This window comes from Streptomyces sp. NPDC020597, assembly GCF_044335095.1.
Taxonomy (GTDB): Bacteria; Actinomycetota; Actinomycetes; order Streptomycetales; family Streptomycetaceae; genus Streptomyces.
Genome location: NZ_JBIRUL010000021.1, coordinates 92,642 through 115,652, shown reverse-complemented (window position 1 = coordinate 115,652; position 23,011 = coordinate 92,642). Strand labels below are relative to the sequence as shown.

19 protein-coding genes and 1 pseudogene are annotated in these 23,011 nt (G+C 70.5%); 14 read left to right on the top strand and 6 right to left on the bottom strand.

What is annotated here, in order from left to right:
* The first annotated feature begins 51 nt into the window (after positions 1-51).
* Complete coding sequence (locus ACH4ZA_RS29450) at positions 52-828, top strand: class I SAM-dependent methyltransferase (protein ID WP_398432412.1); 777 nt, start codon at positions 52-54, stop codon at positions 826-828.
* Positions 829-915: 87 nt separating this feature from the next.
* Here the strand turns inward: ACH4ZA_RS29450 and ACH4ZA_RS29445 are convergent, their stop codons facing one another.
* Positions 916-3,444: a GH32 C-terminal domain-containing protein gene (locus tag ACH4ZA_RS29445; RefSeq protein WP_398432411.1), complete on the bottom strand. Its 2,529-nt coding sequence runs from the start codon at positions 3,442-3,444 to the stop codon at positions 916-918.
* Positions 3,445-3,853: 409 nt separating this feature from the next.
* Here ACH4ZA_RS29445 and ACH4ZA_RS29440 point away from each other — a divergent pair, with 409 nt between their 5' ends.
* From ACH4ZA_RS29440 to ACH4ZA_RS29425, 4 genes are all read left to right on the top strand, one after another.
* Complete coding sequence (locus tag ACH4ZA_RS29440) at positions 3,854-5,101, top strand: MFS transporter (protein WP_398432410.1); 1,248 nt, start codon at positions 3,854-3,856, stop codon at positions 5,099-5,101.
* A 1,432-nt stretch (positions 5,102-6,533) separates the two neighbouring features.
* On the top strand, positions 6,534-7,586 hold the full coding sequence (locus ACH4ZA_RS29435) for a hypothetical protein (RefSeq protein ID WP_398432443.1): 1,053 nt from the start codon (positions 6,534-6,536) through the stop codon (positions 7,584-7,586).
* A 454-nt stretch (positions 7,587-8,040) separates the two neighbouring features.
* Positions 8,041-8,334, top strand: a complete 294-nt coding sequence (locus ACH4ZA_RS29430) for a hypothetical protein (RefSeq protein ID WP_398432409.1) — start codon at positions 8,041-8,043, stop codon at positions 8,332-8,334.
* 106 nt (positions 8,335-8,440) lie between these two features.
* Positions 8,441-9,310 (top strand): alpha/beta fold hydrolase, encoded by an 870-nt coding sequence (locus ACH4ZA_RS29425; protein WP_398432408.1) that lies wholly within the window; start codon positions 8,441-8,443, stop codon positions 9,308-9,310.
* A gap of 120 nt (positions 9,311-9,430) precedes the next feature.
* Here the strand turns inward: ACH4ZA_RS29425 and ACH4ZA_RS29420 are convergent, their stop codons facing one another.
* Positions 9,431-10,552, bottom strand: coding sequence for a fatty acid desaturase family protein (locus ACH4ZA_RS29420; protein ID WP_398432407.1), 1,122 nt, complete (start codon positions 10,550-10,552; stop codon positions 9,431-9,433).
* A gap of 7 nt (positions 10,553-10,559) precedes the next feature.
* A complete protein-coding gene (locus tag ACH4ZA_RS29415; protein WP_398432406.1) occupies positions 10,560-11,621 on the bottom strand; it encodes a ferredoxin reductase in 1,062 nt (353 codons plus the stop codon).
* An 86-nt stretch (positions 11,622-11,707) separates the two neighbouring features.
* Here ACH4ZA_RS29415 and ACH4ZA_RS29410 point away from each other — a divergent pair, with 86 nt between their 5' ends.
* Positions 11,708-12,847 carry a PucR family transcriptional regulator gene (locus ACH4ZA_RS29410; protein WP_398432405.1) on the top strand — a complete coding sequence of 380 codons (1,140 nt, stop codon included), beginning with the start codon at positions 11,708-11,710 and terminating at the stop codon, positions 12,845-12,847.
* Positions 12,848-13,140: 293 nt separating this feature from the next.
* Entirely contained in the window at positions 13,141-13,464 is a 324-nt protein-coding gene (locus ACH4ZA_RS29405) for a S26 family signal peptidase (RefSeq protein ID WP_398432442.1), read from the top strand.
* Positions 13,465-13,568: 104 nt separating this feature from the next.
* Here the strand turns inward: ACH4ZA_RS29405 and ACH4ZA_RS29400 are convergent.
* Positions 13,569-13,831 (bottom strand): annotated as a pseudogene (locus tag ACH4ZA_RS29400) (dihydrofolate reductase); the annotation flags it as partial.
* Positions 13,832-13,979: 148 nt separating this feature from the next.
* Entirely contained in the window at positions 13,980-14,933 is a 954-nt protein-coding gene (locus ACH4ZA_RS29395) for a ScbA/BarX family gamma-butyrolactone biosynthesis protein (RefSeq protein ID WP_398432404.1), read from the bottom strand.
* A 116-nt stretch (positions 14,934-15,049) separates the two neighbouring features.
* Here ACH4ZA_RS29395 and ACH4ZA_RS29390 point away from each other — a divergent pair, with 116 nt between their 5' ends.
* Positions 15,050-15,694, top strand: a complete 645-nt coding sequence (locus ACH4ZA_RS29390) for a ScbR family autoregulator-binding transcription factor (RefSeq protein WP_398432441.1) — start codon at positions 15,050-15,052, stop codon at positions 15,692-15,694.
* Positions 15,695-15,876: 182 nt separating this feature from the next.
* On the top strand, positions 15,877-16,626 hold the full coding sequence (locus ACH4ZA_RS29385) for an SDR family NAD(P)-dependent oxidoreductase (RefSeq protein WP_398432403.1): 750 nt from the start codon (positions 15,877-15,879) through the stop codon (positions 16,624-16,626).
* Positions 16,627-16,706: 80 nt separating this feature from the next.
* Here ACH4ZA_RS29385 and ACH4ZA_RS29380 read toward each other — a convergent pair whose 3' ends face one another.
* Positions 16,707-17,891 (bottom strand): transposase, encoded by a 1,185-nt coding sequence (locus ACH4ZA_RS29380; protein WP_398432402.1) that lies wholly within the window; start codon positions 17,889-17,891, stop codon positions 16,707-16,709.
* 349 nt (positions 17,892-18,240) lie between these two features.
* Between ACH4ZA_RS29380 and ACH4ZA_RS29375 the strand changes: the two genes are divergently transcribed.
* The 5 genes from ACH4ZA_RS29375 to panD all read left to right on the top strand — a co-directional run bounded on the left by ACH4ZA_RS29375 (position 18,241) and on the right by panD (position 22,880).
* The gene (locus ACH4ZA_RS29375; RefSeq protein ID WP_398432401.1) at positions 18,241-18,819 is read left to right on the top strand and encodes a TetR family transcriptional regulator; all 579 of its coding nucleotides are present in this window, start codon (positions 18,241-18,243) and stop codon (positions 18,817-18,819) included.
* A gap of 359 nt (positions 18,820-19,178) precedes the next feature.
* Positions 19,179-20,423 carry an FAD-dependent oxidoreductase gene (locus ACH4ZA_RS29370; protein ID WP_398432400.1) on the top strand — a complete coding sequence of 415 codons (1,245 nt, stop codon included), beginning with the start codon at positions 19,179-19,181 and terminating at the stop codon, positions 20,421-20,423.
* A gap of 41 nt (positions 20,424-20,464) precedes the next feature.
* Positions 20,465-20,821: a cupin domain-containing protein gene (locus ACH4ZA_RS29365; RefSeq protein WP_398432399.1), complete on the top strand. Its 357-nt coding sequence runs from the start codon at positions 20,465-20,467 to the stop codon at positions 20,819-20,821.
* Entirely contained in the window at positions 20,818-22,389 is a 1,572-nt protein-coding gene (locus ACH4ZA_RS29360) for a class I tRNA ligase family protein (RefSeq protein ID WP_398432398.1), read from the top strand. The genes ACH4ZA_RS29365 and ACH4ZA_RS29360 overlap by 4 nt, the downstream gene beginning before the upstream one ends.
* 113 nt (positions 22,390-22,502) lie before the next feature.
* Positions 22,503-22,880 (top strand): aspartate 1-decarboxylase, encoded by a 378-nt coding sequence (gene panD / locus ACH4ZA_RS29355; RefSeq protein WP_351675198.1) that lies wholly within the window; start codon positions 22,503-22,505, stop codon positions 22,878-22,880.
* The last annotated feature ends 131 nt before the right edge of the window (positions 22,881-23,011 follow it).

The window sequence follows — 23,011 nt, the reverse complement described above, 5'->3', positions numbered from 1 at the left end:
AGGCAGGCGGCAGAAAGCTCCGGGAGAAGGCAGGCGCGGTAGTCTGGGGCCGTGCTCGAAGCATCGGTGGCGCATTTCTACGACGAACTGGCCGACGATTACCACCTGATCTATCCGGACTGGGACGCGAGCGTCCGTCGGCAGGGTGACGCGCTCGACGCCCTGATCGGCCAAGAGCGCGCGACGGTCCTCGACTGCTCCTGCGGCATCGGCACGCAGGCCATCGGGCTGGCGCTGCGCGGGCACCGGGTCACGGGAACCGACCTCAGTCGCCGCGCCGCCGCCCGCGCAGCCCGTGAGGCCGCCCGCCGGAACCTGAGCCTGCGCACGGCCGCCGCCGACATGCGACGCCTCCCGTTTCCCGACGGCCGGTTCGACACGGTCGTCTGTGCCGACAACTCGCTGCCCCACCTGCTGACCGAGCAGGACGTGCACGCCGCCCTGGCCGAGATGCGCCGCGTGCTGCGGCCCGACGGCCTGCTGCTGGTCAGCACACGCGACTACGACGACCTGCTGCGCGACCGCCCCGCTTCCGCGCCTCCACAGGTCCACGGGGACACCGACCGCGCCGACGGCGAAGAACGCACCATCACCTTTCAGCTCTGGCATTGGCACGACGACGGCGAGCACTACGACCTGGAGCACTTCCAACTCCTTCCGGCAGACGGAGAATGGCGCGTCCAGGTCCGCCGTACGACCTACTGGGCACTGGGCCGGGTACGACTGGCCGGCCTCGCCGCCGAGGCCGGGTTCGTCGACCCGCGGTGGCGGATGCCGCGGGAGACGGGCTTCTTCCAGCCGCTGCTCGTGGCCCGCTCCGGTGAGTAGGCGACTTCGCCTCTCGGCTTGTGACCAGGGTCCTCTGCACGATGTCGTGTCCTGGCCGCATGTCCGTTGCGTCGGGTGGTCGTTGCGTCAGTCGTGGGTGGGGTCGAGGTGCCAGACGGTGGCCTTGTCCAGCTTCACCGAGCCGTTCTCGGCGAAGACCTGGACTCCCTGGCTGGCGGGGTCGGGGAAGATCTGGTCGGTGATCGCGGCTTCTCCGCTGCCGCCGAACACCTCGACGGAGGACCAGTCGACCAGGATCCGCAGCTTGATCTTGCCGTTGGCTGCTTGGAGGGGTGCGGTCTGGACGCCGGGGAAGGTGGCGTTGAAGTCCACGGCGCCGGACCGGGTCCGGTCGACGTACAGCTCCTGTGTCGTGGTGTCGTAGCCGATGACGGTCTCCTCGCCCGCGGCGCCGGTGCGTACCTTGAGCCCGAAGCGTTCGGCGTTCCTGAGGGTGAAGGTGGCCTCGATGTCGAGCGTCTTGCCCTCTGCGGCGGGTCCGGCCAGCGGCTTCGACGTGTTCGTCACGAGGCCGGCGGTCGCGGTCGCCGGGGAGGGCCGGCGCAGGGACTTCACGCTGCTCACCGGCTCGCTGGTGAGCCGGACGCGGCCGTCGACGGTGCGCAGGGCCATCTGCCGGGGGATGCTCTGCGTTCCACGCCAGGGCGAGGTGGGGACGGCGCCGGCGTAGTCCCAGTTGTTCATCCAGCCGATCATGTACCGCTTGCCGCCCGGGGCGTTCTCCCAGGAGACGGCCGCGTAGTAGTCCTTGCCGTAGTCGGCCCAGCCGGCACGCTGCAGGACGGAGAGGGCGGGGGAGTCGGCTGCGGTGAACTGGTCGGCGAGGATGTGACCCCAGCCGCCGGTGTTCATGTCGACGAGCTGGACCTGCGCCTTCTTGCCGACGTACGGGCGCGTGTCGAAGGAGGCCCAGTCCAGGGTCTCGCCGTCGGAGCCGGTGGCGCTGCGGACGACCTGGCCGTCGACGACGAGATTGACGGCGGTCTCCTGGGCGCCGGGCTGGGCCTGGGTGTCGGACAGCACGATCTGGTCGGCGTTGATGTGGCCCCAGCCGCCGGTGTTCATGTCGACGAGCTGGATCCGCGCCTTCTTGCCGGCGAGGTCACGGACGTCCCAGGAGGACGTCTCGAGTGTCTCGGCGTCCTTTCCGGTGGCGCTGCGCACGACCTGGCCGTCGACGAGGAGTTCGAGAGCGGTCGGGTCGGCGGAGTCGGCGGGGTGGTGGCCGCCGCCGATGAGGAAGTTGACGTAACGCTTGTCGATGGTGAACTCGGGCGAGGTGAGGGTGCCGGTGGTGGCATCGCCGCCGCGGAAGGTGTTGACCAGGCCGCTGCCCTGGAAGCCGGATACCTGCTGCTGGCCGGGGAGGGCGCCGGTCGCCGGCGCCGGGCCGAAGGCGTCACCGGTCGTCGTCCAGTCGCCGTAGGCGCCGCCGTCGAAGTCGGCGAGGAGCTTCCCCGGCCGGTGCGGGTGCCGGCCGCCGCCGATCTTGAAGTTCAGGTAGGGGCTGTTCACGGTGAAGGAGGGCGAGGTGAGGGTGCCGGTGGTGGCGTCACCGGAGTGGAAGCTGTTGGCGAGGCCCTTGCCGTCGAACCCGGCGACGGTCTGCTGGCCGTCCAGCGTCCCTGCGGCCGGCCCCGGGCCGAACGCGGTGCCCGTGGCCGTCCACGAACCGAAGCCGGCGCCCTCGAAGTCCTGTACGACCGCTCCGTCGGGCGGGGTGTGGACGCCGTCGTCCTCTGCGGTGAACTTCGTGCCGTCGAAGTCGCCGATGAAGTACTGCGCGGCCGAACCGCCCGCGATTCCACCGGGGTTGATGTTGACGACCAGGACCCACTTGACGTTGTCGGGGTCCCCGTCGACGGCCAGGGGGAACAGGTCGGGGCACTCCCACACACCGCCCGTCGCGCCGGCCGGGCCGAACTCGCTGAGCTGCGTCCAGTCCTTGAGGTTCTTGGAGGAGTAGAACCGCACCTTGTGTTCGGCGGACAGCGACACCGTCATCAGCCAGCTCCTGGTCGGCGCGTACCACTGGACCTTGGGGTCGCGGAAGTCCTTCGAGCCGATGTCGATGACGGGATTGCCCTGGTACTTGGTCCAGGTGCGGCCGCGGTCGGTGCTGTAGGCGAGGGCCTGTGACTGGACGCCGGTGGTGGTGTGGTGGCTGGTGTAGATCGCCACCATGGGCGGGTTCTTCCTGGTGCCGAAACCGGTGGCGTTGCTCTCGTCGACGACGGCGCTGCCGGAGAAGACCATCTCCTTGTCGTCGTGCGGCAGCGCGAGCGGCAGCTGCTGCCAGTGGACGAGGTCGGTGCTCACCGCGTGGCCCCAGGACATGTCGCCCCACGAGTTGCCGCTCGGGTTGTACTGGTAGAAGAGGTGGTACTCGCCCTTGTAGTACACAAGACCGTTGGGGTCGTTCATCCAGTTCTTCTCCGGAGTGAAGTGGAACTGGGGACGGTAGGTCTCCGAGTAGGGCGGGGCGTCGGCCGCGGCGGGCTGGGGAGCGAGTAGAGCGGCGGACAGGGCGCAGACGGCCACCGCCGCGGCGGTCGTCCGTACGCGGGCATGCCGGGATACACGTCCAGAGCTCATGGTGCCTCCTGTGCTGCGGCCGTCCACGCAGCACAGCCTGCGGTGAGCGGCCCGAAAATGTGACGCCCCGGCCCGCGATGTCGTCCACACCGCCGGCCGGAGTATGTCATCGTTGACTTGTGTCAACGCTGACATCGGTGGCCCGATGATGAGCGCCATCCGGCCGACGCGTCAACGGTTCGGACGCGATTGCCCGGCGCGGCCCGCCTTCCGGACTGCTGCGACCGGCTCTCGCGAGCCGTGCCAACTGGCCTGCCACAGCGCATCGGGAGCCACAGACCGAGCAGGTCGCAGCCACTGCCGGAGCAGCGAACCGGCAGGCCTCCGCCACCTCTTCGCAAGCGGCTGCGCACCCGGCCACTCGTAAAACGCGTTGACGGTTCGCCGTCCGTTCCCGACGATCAGGCGCATGTCCGACGCCCTGACGCCCTGGCACCACCGCCCGTTCCGGCATCTCTTCATCGGCACGACGGCCAACCTGCTCGGCAACGGGGTGGCGCCGATCGCCCTGGCCTTCGCCGTGCTGGACGCCACGGGCTCGGTCGGCGCGCTCGGGCTGGTGGTCGGCGCCCACTCGCTGACCGGCATCCTCTTCCTGCTGTACGGCGGGGTGCTGGCGGACCGGCTGCCGCGCGGCCGGCTGTTGGTCGCGAGCAGCGTGGTCAGCGCCATGAGCCAGGCGGTGGTAGCCGCCCTGGTCCTCACCCAGAACGCCGCCATACCCCTGCTCATGGTGCTCGCCGCGGTCAACGGGGCGTCCGGTTCCTGCTATCAGCCCGCGGCCCAGGCCCTGCTGCCCCAGACCGTGCCGGCCGAGTACCGCCGGGCCGCCCTCGCGCTCTCCCGGATCGCGGGCAGCAGCGCGATGATCGTGGGCGCCTCGCTCGGCGGCGTGCTGGTGGCCGCGGTCGGTCCCGGCCTGGGCCTGGCCGTCGACGCGCTCAGCTTCGCGCTCGCCGCCGTGTCCTTCGCACTCGTCCGCGTCCAGGTCGCACCTCCCGGGCCCAGTCCCGGCGTGGTGCATGAACTACGCTTGGGATGGCGGGAGTTCACCGCCCGCACCTGGGTGTGGGTGATCGTGGTGGCCTTCTGCTTCCTCAACGCCGGCCTCACCGCCTCCTTCACCGTCCTCGGCCCGGCCGTGGCCGACACCACGGGGATCGGCCGCAGCGGCTGGGGCCTGGCCCTTGCCGCGGGCTCGCTCGGCGCGGTCGCCGGCGGCGTGCTGTCCCTTCGCTGGCGGCCCCGGCGCGCGATCCTGGTCGGCTGCGCGCTGATGGGCCTGACGGCTGCCATCCCGCTGCTGCTCGCGCTGGCGCCGTACACCTGGCTGCTGGTCGTGGCCAACTTCGTGGCCGGTGTGGGCGCCGAACAGGCGGGTGTCGCCTGGTACTCGACCCTCAACGAGCAGATACCCGAGGACCGCCTCGCCCGCGTCTACGCGTACGACGACCTCGGCTCCTACCTCGCGCTCCCGTTCGCGCAGTTCGCCGCGGGGCCCGCCGTACTGCTCCTCGGTCTCCGTGCCACGCTCTACGCGGCCGCCGCGCTCATCCTTCTCGCCACCCTCGCCATGGTCGCCACCCCGTCCGTCCGCGCGCTGGCCCCGAGGGCCGCGGAGCCGCTGCCCGCCTCCGAAGACCCGGTCCCCGGGTGAGTGCGCCTCGCCGAACACGGCCGCGAGCCGGGCGCACGGTGCGGCGGCGGCCGGGCGGGCCCGGAAGCTCCCCGGCCGCCGACGCCGCCGGACTCGAGGCGTCGCCAGACGCGCTGTCAGTGGTCTGCGGCATGATGCGGGGCACGTGACGGCCTGCCCGACAAGGGCGCCGGGGCCGTCCTCGACGCGGGGGAGTGCTGTGCGCAGGGCGGTCGCAGGCGAGGTACGTGTTCACAACCGTCAGATCTTCGTCGAGAGCGACCCGGACGGTCCCCGACCGGACCTCGCCGAGGCGCTGGCGGGCCAGAACGGAGGGCTGTGCGGGGCTGCGGTTCCGGGCGTGATCCTCCTGTCCACCGCGCTGTACGCGGGCGACGTCGGCTTCGTCGCGGAAGTCCACGACGAAGCCCCCGTGCTGGACCCGCTCTGGGAGGACGTCATGGAGGTGTCCTTCCGGCCGACGTCGCCCCGCACACGTCTGGTGCAGTGGGACGCCGAGGCGGCGTGGGACCTGGGCCTCGTCCGGACCGACTACCGGGTCCGGTACTGCGCCCGGGGAATGGACGAGGGACAGGAACTCCCCACGCGAGTGACCGGGGAGCCCGAGGCGGACGGCTACCTCCTGCAGTTCTGGCCTGCCCCACCGAGCCCCGACCGGGTGATCCGGCACACCTCGCGGACGGCCGGGCACCTGCACGGGTACGCGCGCGCGACCGAGCGTACGCCCGAGCAGCTCGCCGAGGCCGAACGCGCGACGCGCGAGCTGTTCGAACGGGCCGCCGCGGAGCGGGCCGAACGGGCCGCCGAGGAGCGCCGGCTGCACTACGAGGAGTGGGAGTGGGGCGGGCGACTGCCGAGCGAGAGGCTGCAGGCTGCCCGCGAGAGCAACGTCCTCGGTCTGCTCCGCTTCGACAGCGACCTGGTGCACATCCTCGACGTCGTGGGTCCCGAGGTTCAGCGCGCAGTGGCGTTGCTGGCCGCCCGGCGGGCCTGCGAGGCCGCGGGCCTCACCGATGTGCCGTGGGTCGCCCGGGCGCTCTCCGCGTCGGGAGAAGGACGCCCCCTGCCGCCGCCGTTCGACGACCCGGCCCGCTTGGGGGAGATTCTGCGCTCCGACCCTCGCGTACCGGACACGTCGGTTCTGGGGGCGACGCCTCCCGAACGACCGCCCTACCGCCCGCCGACCGCGGACACGGCGCACGAGGTCGCCGTGCTGCACCCCGGCGTCACGCCGTACACCCCAGGACGGATCTCACAGCCGCACTTCGCTCTTCCCGCCGTGCTCGCCGCCGCGGGGCCCACCCCGCTCATCGCGGCACTGGACGCGGTGTGGCATGCGCTGCAGACGCACGGCGAGCACTACCCCCAACTGCTGGACGAGATACGGTCGGTGTGCACCGAGCGGGTAGGCGACATCGACGCTGCGCTCCGCATCCGCACCACCCCGCCGCGGCTGGTCGACGTCACCGCAGTCGTCCCGGGCCTGGCTCCCCTGGCACGCACGGCGACCCGGCTGCATCCCCGCCCCGGGGCGCCCACGCCGTACGACAGCTCCGTCGGCGGACCGCTGCTGTGGCCCGCCGACGAGCCGTGGCCGTACTGCGACAAGCCGCATGAGTGGGACCACGTGAACCAGATCCTCTCGCCGGAGGACGTACGACGGCAGCGACGCATCCGGGCAGCGGCGGCGAACCGGCCGGGAGGCGACCCGCCGGGAAGCCGGTACACGCCCGAGGAGTCGGCGATCGACGAACGGATCGAAACCGGCCGCCCGTGGCCCAAGGGCCCGATCGCCCTGCTGCCCGTGGCCCAGTTGTACGTACGCGACGTCCCCTTGCTGCGCCCGCCCGGGCATGCCGAGGCAGATCTGCTCCAGGTGCTGTGGTGCCCCTTCGACCACCCCGCGCAACCCGAGACCACGCTGTTCTGGCGCTCCGCAGCCGCGGTCACCGACATCCTCGACACACCCCCCGAGCCGCCCGCGATCCAGTTCCCCGGCTACCTTCCGGAGCCGTGCCTGCTCGCGCCGGAGCAGATCACCGAGTACCCCGACCTCAGGGAACTGGACAAGGAACTCCAGCACCAGCTGGAGGAATGGCGCAGGTGGCAGGCAGCCGACACCCCTCTGGACAGCGCGGAAACGCCCTGCTCGAAGGATTTCTACAGTGACCTCTACAGGGACAGGCTGTCGGTGGCTCCCGGCTGGAAGGCCGGGGGATGGACCCGTTGGGGCCTCACCGATCCCGAGCCACGGCTCTGCCCTTCGTGCGGCGCCGAGATGGATCCGCTGCTGACCATCGCCTCGGCCGAATGGAACCCCGCCGACCCCGACTGGATTCCCCACGAGGACCGAGCCCGCGCGTCGTCGACCACCGGTCCCGCGCCGTGGAACCCCACCATGCTCGACCTCGCCCGAGGCTACGATCTGCAGCTGCACATCTGCCCGGCATCGCCGGATCATCCGCACACGGAACTGATCCAGTGACCAGTTCCCCGTCCCTCGGCCGCCGTGCCGCCGTCACGGCGGGGCGGCCGCCGCACGCGATCGCCGACCGGCCCCGGCTCAGGTTTCGCTCAGAAACGGCGTCGAAGGCTGGCGGTCCGTCAGGAGCGCTGACAAGATCGCGGCAGTCGCGGGGACGGGGACAGTGACGCGACGTCATCATCCACACGCCGCGTCCCCGTCGGCTGGGCCATCCCGGAGAATCGATATGTCTTGGCGAACTCGTACGGTACCGAGCGTCGCGTGTGCCACGGCCCTGCTCGCCCTCGCCGCGTGCACGGCGAACCAGGCGGAGGAGGGCGGACGGTCCACGCCGTCCCGTCGTCCCGTGACGGCGAGCGGGGCAGCGGCCACCACCGGGCCCGGCGCCGCGGAGCCTTCCCTGCGGAGGTCGCCGGAGCTGGAGCCCGGCACCTCACTCGCCGGCCGCCAGGAGGTGACCACCGGGAACGCCGGCGTTGCGTACCGCAGCGGCAAGAAGGGTGATGCCCTCACCGTCGCGGTGAGTTGCCAGGGCGAAGGGAAGATCACCGTGGTGGTGCGGCCTGTGCACGTCTCCTTTCCCTATACGTGCGCCGCTTCCCGGGTCGCGACGTTCTCGAACCAGGTCGCGGTGTCCGGGACGGAGCGCGGTGGAGCCGTGACCGTAGAGGCGTCGTCAGCTGTTCACTGGTCGATGACCATCGGCCGTGGCGCACCGGCGCAGGCAGAGCCACCGGATGCCGGCTGAGCCCGGTCACCGGTGGAGCGGTACTCCCCTTCGACATGGGCGTCGCCACTCGGATTGCTGTTCAACGCCTGGGCGGAGCCGAAGCGACACCGGTAGGTTCTCAGTGATGACCTGGATGGAGACGCAGGGCCTCGTGTCGACGACGGACGAGGCTCAGCTGAGCTGGACAGCGCTGGGAGACACCGACCGGCAGCCGCCCGTGGTCATGCTCCACGGCGGTCCAGGCCTGCCGGAATACCTGGGCGACGCCGCCGCCATGATCGCGGACCTCGTGCCCGTGTACCGGTACGACCAGCGTGGCACGGGCCGGTCGCCGTGGCGGGGGAGTCATACCCTCGCCCGGCATGTCGACGATCTCACCGAACTGCTCGACGCCTGGGGGGTGTCCAGGGCCGTGCTGATCGGGCATTCCTATGGCACCGACCTGGCGAGCCGGTTCTGCCTGGCACACCCTGACCGGGTCGCCGCGATGATGCTGATGTGCGGGCCGTTCGTGGGTGACTGGCGCTCCGGGGACCGAGCGGAGCGCGATCGGCGTATGTCCGTGGCACAGCGGCGGAGGCTGCGCGCTCTGCAGGAGCTGCCGGACCGCACGGAGGAGCAGGAGGTCGAACTGCTCACGCTGGCCTGGTTCACCGACCATGCCGATCCCGAACGCGGGTGGCACTGGGCCGCACAGGGCGCCCGGCGGCGTCGTCCCGTCAACTGGGCCATGAACGCTGAGCTGGGCAGGGAAAAACGCGCGGACCCGCTCGATGGGCGTCTGGCCGAGCTGCGCGCGTGTCTGCCCGCGCGAACGGAGCTCCTCGGCGGGGCCGACGATCCACGCCCCGTGGCGGCTCTCGAATCGCTCGCGCTCCGGCTCGGTCTTCCGCTGAGGCGGATCGAGGGCGCCGGGCACGAGCCCTGGCTGGAGCAGCCTGACGCCGTGCGTGCGTGTCTTCGGCGTTTCGTGCAGGGCGCGGTGGGCGCGTAGCCCGTCGCGGCTCCCGGCCCACGTCCGGACGGCAGCGCAGTCGGACACCGCGCTGCCCCGGACCCCATGTGGCGGGGTCCGGGGCAGCGCTCGCCCACCGTGCCGGAGCCTGTAGCGGGGTCAGGCCGCGACGAGCTCCTGCTCGCGGTCCGGCCTCTTGACCTCGGGCTGCTTCCTGTTCGGCAGCGAGAGACGGAAGACCTTGCGCCACGCGGAGAACACCTGCTTGGGCAGTGGTCCGCTGACGTACTCCAGCTCGTACTTCTCGAACAGCGCGCGCACCTTCACCGCGACCTCGGCGTACCGGTTGCTCGGCAGGTCCGGGAACAGGTGGTGCTCGATCTGGTGCGAGAGGTTGCCGGTCATGAAGTGCATGGCCTTGCTGCCGCTGATGTTCGCCGAGCCCATCATCTGGCGCAGGTACCACTGGCCACGCGTCTCGCCCTTGATCGACCGGCGCTCGAAGACCTGCACGCCCTCGGGGAAGTGCCCGCACATGATCACCGAGTGGGACCAGACGTTGCGGACCAGGTTCGCGGTGAACGTGGCCGCGAGCGTGGGGAGGAACGACGGGCCCGACAGCAGCGGGTGGATCACGTAGTCCTTGAGCACCTGCTTGCGGATCTTGCGGCCCACGGCCTTGGCCCGCGCGCGGAACTCCGGGTTCTTCCGGCGGCGCTTGTGCAGGTTCTTGCCGAGCTCCAGGTCGTACGCGGCGATGCCGTACTCGAAGAAGCAGGCGTTGATGAAGTTCCACAGCGGCTGGCCGAGGTGGAACGGGTGCCACTTCTGGTCCTCGTCCACGCGCATGATGCCGTAGCCGAGGTCGTTGTCCTTGCCGATCACGTTGGTGTACGTGTGGTGCAGCTCGTTGTGCGAGTGCTTCCACTGGTCGGCCGGCGAGACGTGATCCCATTCCCAGGTGGTGGAGTGGATCTTCGGGTCCCGCATCCAGTCCCACTGGCCGTGCAGGATGTTGTGGCCGATCTCCATGTTGTCCATGATCTTCGCCACGGACAGACCTGCGGTGCCGATCAGCCACGCGGGCGGGAAGATCGAGAACAGCAGTACGCCCCTGCTGGCCAGCTCGAGCCTGCGCTGCGCCGAGATGACCTTGCGGATGTAGGCGGCGTCCTCCTCGCCGCGGCCGGCGATCACCTCGTCGCGGATCGCGTCCAGCTCGCGGCCGAGCTCTTCGATCTGCTCCGCGGTCAGGTGGGCGGTGGGGTCGATGGCGGTCAAGGTGGTCCTATCGTTCGATGTCGCAGGGGCCCGCTGCGGCGGACACACAGGTCTGGATGAGGACGCCGGGCTCGGCCTCGGTGATCTCGCCGGTGCGCAGGTCGCGGACGGCGCCCGCCTTGAGCGGCGTGACGCAGCCGAAGCAGATGCCCATGCGGCACCCGGACGGCATGAGCACGCCGGCCGCCTCGCCGACGTCCAGCAACGGCGTGGCGCCGTCCGCGTCGACGGTCGTGCCGGTGGTGCTGAACGTGACCACGCCACCGCCACCGTCCCCGCTGACGACGACGCCGGCGCGGAAGCGTTCGGTGTGCAGGCGCTCCGGGACGCCGTGCTCGGCCCAGTGCTTCTCGGCGGCGTCGAGCAGGCCAGCGGGCCCGCAGGCCCAGGTCTCGCGCTCGGCCCAGTCGGGCACGAGTTCGTCGAGACGGGCGATGTCGAGCATGCCGTCCGTGTCGGTGTGCAGCTCGGTGAGAGTCAGCTTCCTGTCCGCGACCAGGCCGTGCAGCTCGTCGCGGAAGATCACGTCCTGCGGCTGTGGCGCGGAGTGGACCATGACGACGTCGTCCAGCTCGGTGTCGCGCAGCATGCCCATCACCGGCGTGATGCCGCTGCCGGCCGTCAGGTAGAGCACCTTGGCGGGCTTGGCCTTGGGCAGCACGAAGTCACCGGTCGCCTGGTCGAGCTGGATCAGCGTGCCCGGCTTCGCCCGGCGGACCAGGTGGTTGCTGACCTTGCCGTCCGGGATCGCCTTCACGGTGATCGTGACGCGGCCGTCCTTGCGGTTCGTCGGCGAGGTGACCGAGTAGGCACGCCACAGGCGCACCCCGTCGACATCGACCCCGATCCGCACGTACTGACCGGCCGTGTGGCCGCGCCAGCCCCGTCCGGGTCTGATCACGATGGTCGCGGCGTCACCCGTCTCGGGGTGCACGGCCTCGATGCGCCCGCGCAGGTCGGCGCCCGCACGCAGCGGGCTGACCAGGTCGAGGTAGTCGGACGGCAGCAGCGGCGTCGTGACCATCTCCAGCAGTTTCCACGCCCTACTGCGGAGGGCTGCACTCGTCATGACTCCAGCTTGATGCGCCTCAGGGCGTAAAGTCCTGTCCGTAGGACGTAAATCTGGTCGGCTGAATTGTTCGCAGGGAACAAAACATGGGACATGTGATCCGGAGGGCCACCGATCCGGCCCTGGATGAGACGACGGTCACCGTACTCCGGGCCGCGCTGAGGACCACCGCCGACGAGGTCGTCCAGGCGATCATCGACGAGGTCCCTCCCTACGCCAACGCGCTGTCGGGCCGCATGGGCGGCACCATCCGCCGAGCGGTCCGGACCGCCCTGGGGCACTACCTGGACGTCGCGAGCGGAAACGCCACGGGCGGCGACGCCGGTGACGCGGCCTACGAGCTGGGCCGCGGCGAGGTGCGCGACGGCCGTTCGATGGACGCCCTGCTCAGCGCCTACCGTGTCGGCGCCCGCGTGGCGTGGCGATGTCTGGCGGCGGGCGCCGTACCCGCAGGTCTGCCCGCCGCCGAGGTCGCCAAGTTCGCCGAGCTGACCTTCGCCTACATCGACGAGCTCTCGGCCGCGAGCGCCGCAGGCCACGCCGACGAACTGGCAGCCCGGGGCCGTGCCCACGAGCGCCACCTGGAACAGCTGGTCCGCGACCTCCTGGCCGACGCGAGCCCGGACGTGCTGCTGGCCTCCGTCCAACGGGCGGGGTGGCAGCCGCCGGTTTCGCTGACCGCGGTCCTGCTGCCCGCCGCCCAGGCCCGGCCCGCCTACCGCACGCTCGATCCGAGCACCCTCGTCCTCGATGATCTGCCGGACGCCCTGGGCGTGCTGCTCGTCCCCGACGCCGACCGACCGCATCTCCTGAGACAGCTGACCGACCGCGCGGCCGTGGTCGGCCCGGCCCGGCCATGGACTCGGGCGTCCGCCTCGTATGCACGAGCCGTGCGCGCACGCTCCGTCTCCCCCGACATTCGCGACACCGAGGAACACCTGCCCGAGCTGGTGCTGAGCGCCGACATGGACGCGTTCGCGGACCTGCGGGCCCGAGCCCTCGCACCGTTGCGGACCCTGCCGGTCGCGACCGCGCGGCGGCTGGAGGAGACGTTGCGGGCGTGGCTGCTTCACCACGGCAGGCGGGACGAGGTGGCGGCGGCGTTGTTCGTCCATCCCCAGACCGTCCGGTACCGGATGTCGCAGCTGCGGGAGCTGTTTCCGGATCTCGGGTCGCCGCACCGGGTCCTCGAACTGACGCTGGCGCTCGGTCCGCGGGTCAGCTGACGCGTTCCCTGCCTTTTGCGACCGCGTCCGCGAGCGACCGCGGTCGCACGGCGGACGACCGCGTCCCCGACCCGCGCACGCTGCCTGCCGCCGCACATTCGGCCGCTCCTCGCATGTCTCGGGCGGCGCCGACGGCCGCCTCGCGGCTGGAGCCAGTACCGCGCCAGGCGGCCTTCAGCTCGCCGGTGGCGTACGAAGGGGTAATTCGGTGGGGGTGACGCAGGGGCTTCTGCCACCATCGTCCGATGGGCGCATTGGATGCAGTGGCAGGCAGGGTCGCCGGCGGAGCCACCGTGACGTTCCGACCCAGCGGTTCCTCGATGGTCCCTCTGATACGCAGTCGGCAGCAGGTGGTCGTCGCACCGGTCGATCCGTCGAAGCTGGAGGTCGGGGACATCGTGCTGGCCCGTGTCGCCGGGACGGTCTACCTGCATTTGGTGTCGTCCGTCGACTTCGCCCGCAAGCGGGTGCAGATCAGCAACAACCGTGGCCGCGTCAACGGCTGGACGGGCCACGCTCGCGTTTTCGGCATCTGCGTGGCGGTCGACGGCGTCGAGCGGTCGGGACTTGCGGGCAAGACGCTCGCGGCCGCCTCCGACGACTCCCGCGGAACCTGACCACCCGGCGGCAGGGCGATCGGCGCGTCGTCGTCCCTGGACGACTCGATACCCAGGGCGTTCTCCTGGGCGTCACCGGTGGTCTTCGGATCACCGGGGGACGTCTTGCCGACTTCGCCGGCGCCGTAGCCGGTCGTGTCGTCCCAGCCTCCCGGCCCGTCGACCACGTCGAGGAGGCGGCGGCCGAGGAGGACGGCGCCCGAGCGGGCGGTCCCTTCGCCAGGAACCGGCGGTCGTCGGGGTCGTCGGAGAACGCCCACGTGTGCAGGGCTTCGCCGCCGGTGCCCAGACCGTTGTCCGGACCGAGGCCGGGCCCGGTGACGAAGCCGTCCAGAGAGACCGAGATGTCAGCGATGATGCGTGTCATATCAGGGCAGACCCGATCCTCCGCCCGAAATCATCGGTCAGGTGTCTCGATCCGTCCGACGTGGTCTTCGACGACGCCGCTGTGCCAGGGCGGCATGAGTCCCGCCATGACCTCGCAGTGCCGGCCCGCGCCTGCGGGCCCCGCCGGTTCAGGGCCGGCGCTGCGCGCCGTCGGTCCTGCGGCAGCCGGTGGACAGGGGGTGGACGGTGACGGTGGAGGTGAACGCCGTCCGGCCGTTCTGCATGCCGCGGACGCCGATGGTCCGGGGGCCGCCGGGCTCGCACCTGAGGTACGTCGTGGTGATGCGGCAGGGCTGGTCGAGCTCCACGTAGCGCAAGAACGTGGTGTCGAACCCGGTGGGCAGCGCGCGCAGTGGGTGGACGGTGGCCATGGCGGCCTGGCCGCACGCCTCTAGCAGCACCATGCCGGGCACGTGGTCGTGCGGGTGATCGAAGAGCACGGGGTGATCCGGGTCGACCCGCAGCGTCCAGGTGCGAGGAGCCGTGGTGGCGGTGAGGACGACGTCGTGGGCGCGGCGACTTCCCGTCAGGTCGCAGGCGACGGGGGCCGACGCGGGCAGCGCGCGAGCCGTCGCCGCGTGAGAGTCGGCGTAAGGGCCGCGCAGCCGCTCGTATATGGCCGGGGAGTGCGCGCTGTAGGTGATCTGGGCCGAGCCGAGGTGGTGCCCGTCGCGGGTCGCCTCGACGGATGCCGCGAGGCGGATGGACCCCCTCTTGCGTCCTGCGACGCGGGAGTGTGTGACCGTCAGGAGAACCTCGGCGTCCTGCGCATCCGTATACAACTGGTCTGCCGTCGCCGATAAGTTGTAGGCCTGCCAGCCCATGCGGCTGGACAACGGGACCCCGTAGGCCGTCCTGGATATGAGGGCCAGGGCCTGCCTGATGCTTTCGGTGAGGATGTGTGGGGCGTAGTTGCCCGAGTCGGAGGTGTAGTGGCGGTGGGTCCGGGGCCAGCGAGCTGTGACGACGTGCGTGTCGTCGGTCTTCGCGGTCACCGCGCCGACGAGCACCTCGCTCAGGTCCGTCTTGCCGATGCAGCGGCGGTGGTCAGGCGGTAGGGGAGTCATGCTGCTGAGAGACATGCGATCCTTTCCGGAACATCATCGTTCTAGCCGCGTCTCCGCCGGGAAACATTTAAAGATAAAAGTAGGTACGGTTATGTTTCTTGTCGAGGGGGTGACGGAAGGGCGTGGAGCAGATGACGGGCAAGAGGTCGGCGCCGCAGCAGGCGAGGGCTCAGCGCACGCGGGCTGAACTTCTGCGTGCGGGGGCCGAGGTCTTCGCCGAACAGGGGTTCTTCGCGACGACGTTGACGAAGGTCACCGACCGGGCCGGGGTGACGTTGGGCGCGATGTACTTCCACTTCAGGAACAAGGAGGAACTCGCTCGGGAGATCGTCCAGATGCAGCCGGAACGGTTGCGTCCCGCCCTTGACGAACTCCAGTCGCAGGGACTGCAGTTCGCCGTCGACGTCACCCTCAGCTGGGCGCACCGGATGGTGGCCGACGTGTTCCTGCTGGCGGGCGCGCGTCTGGTGATGGACCAGGAGTTCTTCAACGGAGGGCAGCTGAACTCGCACCAGCAGTGGACGGGGGTGCTGATGGACAGCCTCGCGGAGGCCCAGCGCCGGCGTGAGGTGCGTGCCGCCGCGGACATCGAGGCGGTGGCGCGGTTGATCGTCAACGCCTGCACGGGGGCGCAGATGCATGCGCATCTGGAGACGGACCGGCAGGACCTGCCCCAGCGGGTGCGGGACATGTGGCGATGCCTGCTGCCGGCCGTCGCCACGACGTCCGCCGCCCTCAAGATCGAAATGGGGGAGGAGCGCTACGGGTCCGAGTGACGTCGGTGTCTGCTCCAGGAGCGGCCACTCGGCGCGGTGTCGGCCTGAGTGTCCCCGGCCTGCGCGAATCGATGACGAGGTGACGAGTCGAGCCGTCTTGGATCAGGACTGCGGCGACGTCGTGTCATGTCTGCGAAGTGACGTTCCTGTTGCTCGATTCGCGCCACTTCACAGGGGGCCGTGTGCTCACAGGTAAGACGATCATGATTACGGGTGCTTCCAGCGGCATCGGGGCGGCAGCGGCGCGCCTCTTCGCGCGCAGGGGCGCTCAGGTGGTGCTGCTGGCGCGGCGGGCCGAGGCGCTGCGGCAGCTGGCCGAGGAACTCACCGAGGGCGGGGCCCGGGCTCATGCGGTCGCCGGGGACGTGACGTCGGCCGCCGACGTCCGGCATGCCGTGGGCGAAGCCGTCCGGTGCTTCGGCCGTCTCGACGCCGCGTTCAACAACGCCGGCTGGGGCACGGCGGGTGTCGCCCTCCACGAGGTCTCCGACGAGATGTACGACCGGATCATGGACGTGAACGTTCGCGGCGTCTGGAACTGTCTGCGCGAGCAGATACCTGTCATGCTGGAGCAGGGAGGCGGCGGCGCGATCGTGAACACCTCCTCCACCGCGGGACAGTTCGCCACCGGCGCGGTGGCGCCCTATGTCGCGGCCAAGCACGCGGTGCTCGGTCTGACCAAGGCGGCCGCGGCGGACTACGGGGACCGCGGGATACGTGTCAACGCCCTGGTCGTGGGAGGCACGAGAACGCCCCTGATGGACGCTGTGGTGCAGGTCATGCCGGAGGAGGCGGCCCACGCGCGGGCCATCCAGCGACGACTCGCGCTGCCGGAGGAGGTGGCGGAGGCCGCCGCGTGGCTGTGCAGCGACCGGGCTTCGTTCGTGACAGGAGCCGCGATGGCCGTGGACGGCGGGGTCGGCGCCGTCTGACGACCCGCCCTCGGCGCCGTGCGCCGTGCAGCGCAGACACCCGGCCCGGGTCGCGACGCTCCGGCCCGCGGACGGGTCGCTCAGGCAGACACGCGGCCCAGCGCCCGATGGGCGGGCAGCGCGGTCGAGGCCAGTCTGCCGTACGCGTGAGCCGCCGACATGAGCGTCATGTAGTGGTGCCAGCCGGGGTAGGACCGGCCCTCGAAGTCCAGTAGTCCGAAGTCCTCCTCCAGCTCATGGACGGATGCCGCGGTGACGCCGAGGTGCTCGGTGAGGGCGCACAGGTCGCTCAACCGGCGGTGCACCATGTTGGTCAGGTAGATCCGCTGGGGCCGGCACCGGTCGGCGAACAGGCGGAACATGTTCTGGCCCCACGCGCCCGGCGTGGCCGCGGGCAGACGGGCCAGGCAGGTGAGGGCGCGCCCCTCGCGCTGTCCGTGCAGCAGGCCCCGGCGCGCGTCCAGCACGGCGCCGGCCGACGGCGACAGCATCACCGTACGGCCGCCGCCCGAGGACGGCCGCTGCGTCGGGCCCCGGCCCGACGCGCCGACGGGCAGGACGGGCAGGGCGGGCGGCACGGCGATCACGAACTCGCCACGCTGGCGCAGCAGTACGCGCCCCAGGTCGGCGGCCGGCCTGCTGTCGCTCATGTCGGCCACGAGCGGGGCCGGTGTGACGCCGTGGCACTGCCTGAGCCGGTCCGCCATCTCGAAGGCATCGGCCCACGGGGGCAGCGACCGCGCGTCGCCGGGAATGCGTGCCCGCCGACGCAGATCGGGATGCACCCAGCGTTCGGGAAGATGCAGCCGCCAGTCCACAGGAACGGCGGTCGAGCCGTCCGACATGAACAGCCCCACCGCCATCTGGCCGTTGACGTGCTGCCCCTGGCGCGGCACGAAGCGCCGGTGTACGCCGCACGAGTGCTCCCCCCGCTTGGGGGCGACGGTCGTGGCGACGGTCCATGCGCGGGGTGACAGCCGGGCCTCGGTCCAGCGCGCCAGTTCGCGTCGGACCGGCTCCCACTCCCAGGGGCTGGCGTTGACGAACTGCTGCAGCGACTGGAACGCCGTCGGAGACGCCATGGCGGCCGCGGCCAGGCGCCGGACGCTCTTCTTGCCCGGGACGGTCAAAAGCCCGAGAAGGTAGGCATGACCCCATCGCCGCTGGTCAGCGCGCTGTAAGTGGGCGAAGACGGTATCGGTGAACGAGTCCAGACGGTCGACGTCCTCAGGCAGGCCGACCAGGGGCGGATGGAGCAAGGACATGACGATCCCTTCTGTCGAGACCACCTAGAATAATTGGTTCAACTATGTTTTTGACGAGTCGGGAATCGGACATTGCGTGCCGGGGAAAACCCCCGGCAGCGGAAGGCCACGACGGCAGGCGCACGTCAGAACAGGCCAACTCTGGGTCAGGTGAGGGGAAGTTGGACTTGTGGCAACAGCCAGGTGACCGCGACCCTGGGGGTCCCGTCGCAAGATCGTTCAGAGGGACGCGGCGATGCTCGACCGCTGCCCGTGTCACCGTAGCGGCAGATTCGCCCTCGCGCGGTCGGAGGCGGGCCTTCGCGCGAGGCGGCGGCTGCCAGACCACCAGACAGCGTCCGGAGCACACATGCAGGAAAGAGCAGCGCGGACACGGCAGGCGTTGGTGCAGGCAGCCGCCGCGGAGTTCGACCGCTACGGCTACGCCGGCACATCCCTGGTGCAAGTGTGCAAGTCGGCCGGGATCACCACCGGTGCGCTCACCTTCCATTTCCGCAGCAAGAGCGAGCTGGCCGACGCGGTCCAGGCGGACGGATGCACCGCCATCCGGCGCGTCGTGGAGCACTTCGCCGGAGCCCAGAGCCCCGCACTCGAACGACTCGTCGACCTCACGCTCTCGCTGGCCCGGCTCCTGGAGGACGAGACGGCCGTGCGGTCGGCGGCGCGCCTGACCAGAGAACGCCCCGGCGGCGACATCGGCTGGGCGGCCTGCTGGATGCCCGCCGTCGGGGAGCTGGCGGGCCGGGCCCAGCGCATGGGTCAGCTGCGCCCCGGCACCCAGCCCGCCGCCGTGACCCATCTGGCCGCCTACCTCCTGGTCGCCAGCGAGATGCGCGTACGCGCCTCCTTGCAGGCCGCCCGCGAGCCCGACGCGGTCAAGCAGCTGGAGCAGATGTGGAACCTCGCCCTGCACGGCCTGCTGCCGTGACCCGGACATCACCACCGGCTCACGCAACGCCCCTCCCACTTCAGCAAGTCGGCGTTGTCGGCGCGGCCCGGCAGGGTTCAGGCTGACCGGAGTCACAGCCGGCACGACAGCGCGCCCGGCAGGCGACTGCGGGACGTCCTGCGCCCCGGGGCCTTTCGGCGCGTCAGAAATACCGTGCGGCCATGGTCGGCCGCCAGATATTCCTGCTGACCCAAAGTGGACGATGAATGTCACATACACCTCTCGTGCGAACTCGCAGCAATAGCGAGGATTAACTCCGTCACCACACAGAAAATCCTCGGCTGAACTTTCCGTCAGCCATGTCAGGCATGCCCTCATAACGGTGTACAGGAGGATTGATGGCAGAGACCGAGCGCTTCGACGTGGTCGTCGTCGGCGGAGGTATAGCCGGATCCGCGCTGGCAGCAGCCCTGGCAGGCGACGGATACGAGGTGATGCTCCTCGAACGACAGACCACCTACCGCGACAAGGTGCGCGGCGAGGTCATCAACTGCTGGGGGGTCGAAGAACTCATCGAGTTGGGCCTCGAGGAATGCATCCTGAAAGCCGGGGGAACGTACGTCGACCGGTTCGTCGGATTCGATGAGATCGTCGATCCGGAAACCGCGAAATCGAAGGCCTTGCACTTGGACGAGATGCTGCCGGGAATTCGGGGGGTTCTCGACGTCGGACACCCCGCAGCCTGCGAAGCGCTGTCCGCCGCCGCCGAGCACGCCGGCGCCACGGTCGTGCGGGGCATAGGCGACGTCCTGGTGGACACGGGGAGCGACCCGACGGTCCGCTACGAGCTCAACGACATGGAGCACCAGGTGTCGTGCCGGCTGATCGCAGGCGCGGACGGAAGGATGTCCACGGTGCGCCGCCAGCTGGGCATCGGCCTGACGCAGACCCCGCCGAACTCCCTGGGCGGAGGAATGCTGGTGGAGGACCTGCACGACTGGCCCGTCAACGTCACGTCCATCGGCACCGAGAACGACCTGCTCTACTTCGTCTTCCCCCGCGAAGGAGGCCGTGCCCGCCTCTACCTCCTGCACGACGTGGCGCAGAAGGGCCGCTTCGCCGGACCGAACCGGCACGCCGAGTTCCTGCAGGCCTTCCGGCTCGACTGCATCCCCCACAGCGAGATGTTCGCGGCGGCCACCCCCACGGCGGTGTGCGCCTTCTACCCCATGAACGACGCATGGGCCGACGCCCCAGCCGTGCCCAGCGCCGTGCTCCTCGGTGACGCCGCGGGCTGGTCCGACCCGGTGATCGGGCAGGGGCTGTCGATCGCCCTGCGCGACGCACGCATGATCCGCGACTGCCTGCGCTCCGCCGACGCCCGGGACGAGAGGATCTTCGAGTCCTACGCGCGGGAGCGCAAGGAGCGCATGCGCCGCCTGGAGATCTCCGGCTCGGTGCGCACCACGATGAACATGACCTTCACCGAGCAGGGCAGGGCCCGGCGCAAGGCCTACGCAGAGGTGTGGCCGACCGACCCCGTCCTGGCGGGGTCCCGGCTGGCCACCTTCCAGGGCCCGTTCAACGTGCCCGCCGAATCCTTCGCACCGGACACCGTCGAGCGCCTGTTCTCCCTGGGGTGAGGCGCCCGCCCCCCGCTCCCGCGTCAGACGAGAGGAACCCCATGCACGTCAAGACCACCGCCGGCGACGAACTGATCCGCAAGAACGGCTGTGACATCCGCCAGCTCTACCCCTGGGAAGGCGTCGTCACCCCGCCGTGGAACAGCACGCTGTGCTCCATCCGGCCCGACGAGTCCAGCACTCCGCACGGACACGCCACCGACGAAACGTTCATCTTCATCAGCGGCCAGGGGCGCGCCCGGGTGGGGAACGAAGAACGCGAGGTCGTTCCCGGTGACGTGATCTACATCCCGCACGGAACCGATCACATCGTGACGAACACCGGCTCGAGCGAGCCGCTGACGTTCGTGTCCATCTACTGGCTCCAGCCGGCCGGCCAGGGAGGTGCCTCTTCATGACCGACGCCCCGACCGGCCGACGGCACGTCAACGTCACTTTCTCTCCCCCCACCCCCAACGGCGACCTCCACCTCGGCCACCTCGCCGGCCCGGTGCTCGCCAGCGACGTCTGCGCCCGGTCCCAGAAGATCCTCGGCCACGACGTCGCCTTCGGGACCAGCACCGACGACAACCAGACCTACGTCGTCACCACGGCCGAGCGCCTCGGCACCGACCCCGAGTCGCTGATCCGGCACGCCTTCGACAGCATCACCCGCACCCTCGGCCTGGCGGCCGTCGACGTCGACCTCTTCGAACGCCCCGACAGCGCCTACACCGCCTTCGTACGCGACTTCTTCACCCGCCTGTGGCGAAACGGCGCGTTCGACCGGCGGGAAGTGGACCTTCCCTACGACGAGACCACCGGCACGTACAAGGCCGAAGCGTTCGTCACCGGGCGGTGCCCGACCTGTCTCGCCCACGCCCGGGCCGGCGTGTGCGAGGCCTGCGGCCTGTACAACCTGCCCGGAGCCCTGCTGCCCGCCGGCACAACCGGCGACGACCTGCCGCGCAGGCCCGTCTCCATCTGGGTCCTGGACCTGGAGCGCCACCGGTCCCTGCTCACCGACTGGTACGACAACTCCGACGTGCCGCTGCGCCCCGACCTGGCCCGGGTCGTCGCGCAGAGCCTCGCCGGCCCCCTGCCGTACATCCCGATCACCTACCCCCTGAACTGGGGCATCAGCGTGGACTGGGACGGCCCCGGCCAGATCGGCCAGACCGTCAACGCCTGGCCCGAGATCTACGTCGGCCACGTGTACTGGCTGCAGCAGGCCCGCGGCGGCCGCCGGCAGAGCCCCGACGAACTGGTCCAGTTCATCGGCATCGACAACGGCTTCTACAACGCCTTCGTCTACGTGGCGCTGTCGCTGCTCGCCACCCGCCACGGCCTGCCCGTGGACCTGCCCAGGACACGCACCCTCACCAACCAGTACTACCTGCTGGAGGGCCGCAAGTTCTCCACCAGCAAGGGAGACGTCCGCTGGGCGGGGGAGTACCTGGAGAGCATCGGCCGTGACCGCACCCGGTTCGTGCTGTCCTTGACGAGCCCCGAACTCCAGCAGTCCGAGTTCAGCGAACCCGTGGCCGCGTTCACCGTCACCAACCGGTTCGACGCCCCGCTGGCGAAGATCGGCAACGCTCTCGCCGAGACGGCTGCCGGCCGACGCGTCGACACCGGCCCCTCCCCGTGGTGGCAGACCGCCCTGACCGCCTCCAGACAACGTTTCGAGGACGCTTACCGACTGGAGTCGTTCTCCATCCGCAGGGCCGCCGAAGCTCTGGCACTGCACCTCGAAGTCCTCGCCCTGCGCTGCGAGAACCTCGACGCCGACGACCCGGCCGACGTCAGCGGCGCCCTGCAGTTCCTGTGGAGCCTGCGCACGCTCGCCTGGCCGCTCACGCCGGACCTGTGCCGGCAGATCGACGACGCGTTCGGCGGCCCCGGCGAAACCGCCCCGCCGCTGCTCGCCGACCTCGACGAACGGCCCCCCGGCGCCTTCGTCGGCCTGGCGGACCGCCTTCCGTAACAGGCCCGGCGCCCCAAGGCCCCGGCCGCGGGCCGCAGCGCACGCCCCGCACTCCTTCCCACCACCGTCATCACACAGCGCCCGTCATCACACACCGCAATAGGAGCCGCACCATGCTGCGCACATTCATGCACTCCAAGATCCACCGCGCCACCGTCACCGACAGCAACCTCAACTACGTCGGGTCCATCACCGTCTCACCCGAACTCCTCGAGGCCGCCGGCATAGGCGTCCACGAACTGGTGCACGTCGTCAACATCAACAACGGCGCCCGCTTCGAGACCTACACCATCCTGGACGACTCCCCTCAGGCGCCCAAGGGCCACGTCGTCATCAACGGTGCCGCGGCCCGCCTCGTCCAGCCCGGCGACAAGGTCATCATCATCAGCTACGCGCAGCTCGACGACGAGGAGCGGATCGGCTTCAAGTCCCGCGTCGTCCACGTGAACGACGGCAACGAGATCATCGAGACGGCACTGCTGAGCTCCTAGCCGGCCGCCGGCCCTCCGGGCCGTGTCCGATCCTTCACCGCCGGGCGCCCGGACGACTGCGCAGCCTCCGGCCGTGAGACCCGCCCCAGCTGCTTCGCAGCGCACTCGACGCGCAGGACCTGCAGGCGACG

Excerpts from the sequence above, each read along its gene's own strand:
- ACH4ZA_RS29445 (WP_398432411.1), bottom strand. The coding sequence starts at position 3,444 with ATGAGCTCTGGACGTGTATCCCGGCATGCCCGCGTACGGACGACCGCC.
- ACH4ZA_RS29440 (WP_398432410.1), top strand. The coding sequence starts at position 3,854 with ATGTCCGACGCCCTGACGCCCTGGCACCACCGCCCGTTCCGGCATCTC.
- ACH4ZA_RS29425 (WP_398432408.1), top strand. The coding sequence starts at position 8,441 with ATGACCTGGATGGAGACGCAGGGCCTCGTGTCGACGACGGACGAGGCT.
- ACH4ZA_RS29415 (WP_398432406.1), bottom strand. The coding sequence starts at position 11,621 with ATGACGAGTGCAGCCCTCCGCAGTAGGGCGTGGAAACTGCTGGAGATG.
- ACH4ZA_RS29410 (WP_398432405.1), top strand. The coding sequence starts at position 11,708 with ATGGGACATGTGATCCGGAGGGCCACCGATCCGGCCCTGGATGAGACG.
- ACH4ZA_RS29395 (WP_398432404.1), bottom strand. The coding sequence starts at position 14,933 with ATGTCTCTCAGCAGCATGACTCCCCTACCGCCTGACCACCGCCGCTGC.
- ACH4ZA_RS29390 (WP_398432441.1), top strand. The coding sequence starts at position 15,050 with ATGACGGGCAAGAGGTCGGCGCCGCAGCAGGCGAGGGCTCAGCGCACG.
- ACH4ZA_RS29380 (WP_398432402.1), bottom strand. The coding sequence starts at position 17,891 with ATGTCCTTGCTCCATCCGCCCCTGGTCGGCCTGCCTGAGGACGTCGAC.
- ACH4ZA_RS29375 (WP_398432401.1), top strand. The coding sequence starts at position 18,241 with ATGCAGGAAAGAGCAGCGCGGACACGGCAGGCGTTGGTGCAGGCAGCC.
- ACH4ZA_RS29370 (WP_398432400.1), top strand. The coding sequence starts at position 19,179 with ATGGCAGAGACCGAGCGCTTCGACGTGGTCGTCGTCGGCGGAGGTATA.
- ACH4ZA_RS29365 (WP_398432399.1), top strand. The coding sequence starts at position 20,465 with ATGCACGTCAAGACCACCGCCGGCGACGAACTGATCCGCAAGAACGGC.
- ACH4ZA_RS29360 (WP_398432398.1), top strand. The coding sequence starts at position 20,818 with ATGACCGACGCCCCGACCGGCCGACGGCACGTCAACGTCACTTTCTCT.
- panD (WP_351675198.1), top strand. The coding sequence starts at position 22,503 with ATGCTGCGCACATTCATGCACTCCAAGATCCACCGCGCCACCGTCACC.